The organism is Okeania sp. SIO2F4 (genome assembly GCF_010672385.1).
Lineage (GTDB): Bacteria > Cyanobacteriota > Cyanobacteriia > Cyanobacteriales > Microcoleaceae > Trichodesmium.
This window is the reverse complement of sequence record NZ_JAAHGT010000897.1, coordinates 1-3,992: the sequence shown is the minus strand read 5'-3', so window position 1 is coordinate 3,992 and position 3,992 is coordinate 1. Positions and strand designations below refer to the sequence as shown.

Genomic DNA, 3,992 nt, shown 5'->3' with positions numbered 1-3,992 from the left:
TCTCCAAGAGAGTAACAAGCAACTTGCTCAACAAAGACAAATGCTAGCAGATATTTTAGATGGGTTGCCAATACCAATCTTTCTCAAAAGCTATTGGGAAAAAGATCGGATCGAATTTCACTTTTTTAATCAAGCAGCAGTGGTAGGTTTTGGTCTACAAGGAAAATCTTTGTCAGAAATTAAATATGAGGATTTATTTGGTGAAAACTCTATGCAGTTTAAGTCTGACGATCTAAAGGTATTAAAAACAGGCAAACCTTTAGTAAAAGAAGAAACCTTCGATCATTCATCAGGAAAAACACACCATATTATCTTAAATAGAGCATCGATCCAAGCAGGAGATAGAAATCAAGATAAATTATTGCTTACTTGTGCTATTGATATCACAGAGCGAAAAATTTTTGAAAATGCGTTGCGTGAAAGTGAAGCCAAATTCCGGCAACTAGCAGAAAATATTCACCAGGTGTTTTTTGTTTTGTCTGAGGAAGGAGAAGTAGTATATATCTCACCTGCTTATGAGAAAATTTGGGGTAAAAGTTGCGCTAGTATGTATGAAAATTCTCGGTCGTGGTTATTGTCTGTTCATCCTGATGACATTCCAACTTTGGTAGCAGCTTTCGATATTCATATAGAGACCCAGAAACCTTTTGATAAAACCTTTCGTATCGTTCGTAATGATGGAATTCGTTGGATTCAAGTCAGATCGTTTCCCCTATTCAATGATACCCGAAGAGTTATCCGCTTCACCGGTATTGCAAAAGATATTACCGAACGGAAACTAGCAGAAGAAACATTGCGACAACAGCTTGAGCAGAGTCTTTTGCTCAAGCGCATTACTGATGAGATTCGTAGTAGTTTAGATACAGAAAAGATTTTCCAAATTACTGTTGAGCAAGTGGGGCAAACTTTCCAAGCAAATCGTTGTTTGATTCATTTCTATATCGCTGAGTCTGTGCCAAAAATCCCCTTCGTAGCAGAACACCTGATCGGAGAAGTGGAATCGATTTTAGATATAGAAATACCAATAGCAGGAAATCCCCATGTCAAAAAGTTGCTGAGTCAGGAAACTGCTATTCCCTCCAATGATGTTTATGCTGACTCCCTACTACAACCAGTAGCACACCTTTGTCGTCAAGTTAAACTTAAATCAATGTTGGCAGTAGGTACTTTTTATCAAAGTCAGCTTAACGGAATAATAGCACTACATCAATGCGATCGCTACAGAGAATGGACAAATAGTGAAATTGAACTACTTGAAGCAGTGGCAGCTCAAGTGGGTATTGCTATTGCCCAAGCTAATCTACTGAAGCAAGAAGTTGAACGCAGAAATGAATTAGCTGAAAACAATACCGCCCTCAAAGCAGCCAAACGACAAGCTGAAGCAGCTAACAAAGCTAAGAGTGAGTTTTTGGCAAATATGGGCCATGAAATTCGCACTCCGATGAATGCAGTATTAGGTTTTTCTGAATTGCTGCAATCTTTTGTTACCGATCCTGTAGGCAAATCCTATTTGGCTTCAGTGTTATCAACTGGTAAAACTCTAATGACTCTGATCGATGACATTCTAGATTTATCAAAAATTGATGCGGGAAAACTAGAGCTTAATTATGAAGCTGTTGATATCACTTATATAGTTCAGGAAATCCAACAAATATTTCTGGCGAAATCTGCTGATAAAGGGCTAAATTACTATATGGAGATTTCCCCTAGTTTACCTAATCCAATTTTATTCGATCGAGTACGACTGCAACAAATCCTGTTCAACCTCATTGGAAATGCTATTAAATTTACTGATAGCGGATATATTAAGGTTTCTGTAAATTCATACAAGGTTGATAGTATTCCAAGCGATCGAATTGATTTAGAAATATCTGTAGAAGACACAGGAATTGGCATTGCTCCAGAAAAACAACAGCAGATTTTTGATGCTTTTACTCAAAGTGACAGTACAACCAATCGCAAATATGGAGGTACAGGGTTAGGTTTAACAATTACTCGTCATCTTGTAGATATTCTAGGCGGTACAATTAAGCTAGAAAGTCAATTAGAAAAGGGGAGTAAATTTATCCTCAGTTTTCCCGGAGTAAAAATTACACAGACACCTGTAGAATCTAACTTATTAGCAGAAGCAGAAAAGGATAACAATTTACAACAGTTTCCCCCTTTAAAAATTCTGGTGGTTGATGATATAGCTTCCAATCAGGATTTAATTGCTGGATATTTTGCTAAAACGTCTCACCAACTATTTTTGGCTGGTGATGGGAAAGAAGCAATCCAGATTGCAAAAGCACAACTTCCCGATCTGATTTTGATCGACTTGCGGATCCCTGGTATGGATGGTAGAGACACAGCGTTATTCCTGAAGCAAGATGAGGAAACAAAACACATAGCGATCGTGATCCTGACTGCTTCATCAAAAGTTGAAGATGAGTATGACTTGAAGTTTTTGTGTGAAGGGTTTATCCGGAAACCTGTAAGTTGTGCTCAACTGGTGGCAGAAATGAAGAAAATTTTTCCGATTATTTCTGCTGCTACTACACCTGAGCTTGAGATAGAAGCATTAGATAATTTTACGCAAACAAAGGTTATTTCTGGGCAACCAATACGATTAGATGAATTGCTAGATAAGCTGAATCAGGAAGCAGAAACTAATTGGCTCAAGTTGCGCCAAACCTTAGCTATAAGTGAGTTGGAACAATTTGCCGCTCGTTTGAATTTTTGGGCACAAGAGCATCAGTGTGAGTTATTACGAGAATATACTCAGAAACTAACTCAACAAATTGATGATTTTGACTGGGATAAAATTCCTGAAACTATTGACCAGTTTACTATAATATGTGATGCTCTAAAATAGATGTTCTTCTGCTGCGTAGTAGAAGCGATCGCCAAGCGCTGCGGATGCACTATTACCTTCACTATTAGATATCTCCGATAATTAAAAGTCAAATCAATTATAGTGCATAAATAATTAATTATTTCCCCCTACTCCCTACTCCCTACTCCCTACTCCCTCTTTTCCACCAGAGGTCTATTTATAATATTCTTTTGGGAAATTGGTATTATTTAAGTAGCGTTGGTAATTATACTTCTTGCAGAAGTGAGGGAATAAGGAATAGGAAGATGAAATTGTTAATTTTATATCTTGAATTTATTTAATTAAAACTTTTACAAGAGGTCTATTGAGAGGATTATTTATCTGTGGTAAAGGTAGCGCCCCCATGCTTACCGAAAAATTGTGGTCACTAGTCTCCGGATAAAAAAAGAGAATATTCCTGATGTCAATCCTGATGCTTCAGTTAGAGGTACTCTTAACGCAGTTCCTCCTATCGGAGGCTAACTGATAACTGATAACTGAAATGACCCCGGTGAGGGCAACCACAGGAGATTCCCCCTACAAATTTCGGCGTTGCTGAATGGTAATGATTTTTAGATATGGTAATGATTTTTAGATTAAGTATCAGCGTAAAACATAAGTTTTTCAATTTTACCTTTAGCTACTTACCATTACATTTGAGCAACCCCCAAATTTCATCTTTTGATTTACTAACGCCATTTAAGTAGTATAGGGAGCTGTAGATGATTGAAAAAATATTTTAAAAAATGCTAAAACAACTTCCTGTATTGTCTCTCACGGAGACAAGTCATATCAAATTCGGTAGCATCGGTATAATTAGATAGTTAATCTAGTCCTCAGTCCTCAGTCCTCAGTCCTCAGTCCTCAGGAGGGAAGAGAATTTAGAAATATTGGCACTTTGGGTGAAGATGAAAAATTTTTTATACTGATGACGGCGGTCTGTCCGAGTTCCTCGGGCCGCGGGAGGCGGCCGGCAATGGGTTCGACACCCACCGTCGAGAAGAGCGACAGGGAGGGCGCCGAGACCCGCAGGCGCTCGACCCGATCGTCGGCCCGGACGGTGGCGGTGAAGGCGTTGAAGCTGGCGATGTCTTCCAGCTGCGTCGCCTCGTCGCGGTACTGGACGAAGAACTCCGCC

General features: G+C 39.0%; 2 protein-coding genes. One reads left to right on the top strand and one right to left on the bottom strand.

Features of this window, described 5'->3' with window-relative positions:
• Nucleotides 1-2,854 (top strand): ATP-binding protein (locus F6K22_RS34635; RefSeq protein WP_293108889.1); only part of this gene is annotated, 2,854 nt, incomplete at its 5' end.
• Nucleotides 2,855-3,718: 864 nt separating this feature from the next.
• On the opposite strand, the gene F6K22_RS34630 is transcribed toward F6K22_RS34635, so the two are convergent.
• Nucleotides 3,719-3,992, bottom strand: a 274-nt coding sequence (locus F6K22_RS34630) for a hypothetical protein (protein ID WP_293108886.1), incomplete at its 5' end; no start/stop codon positions are given.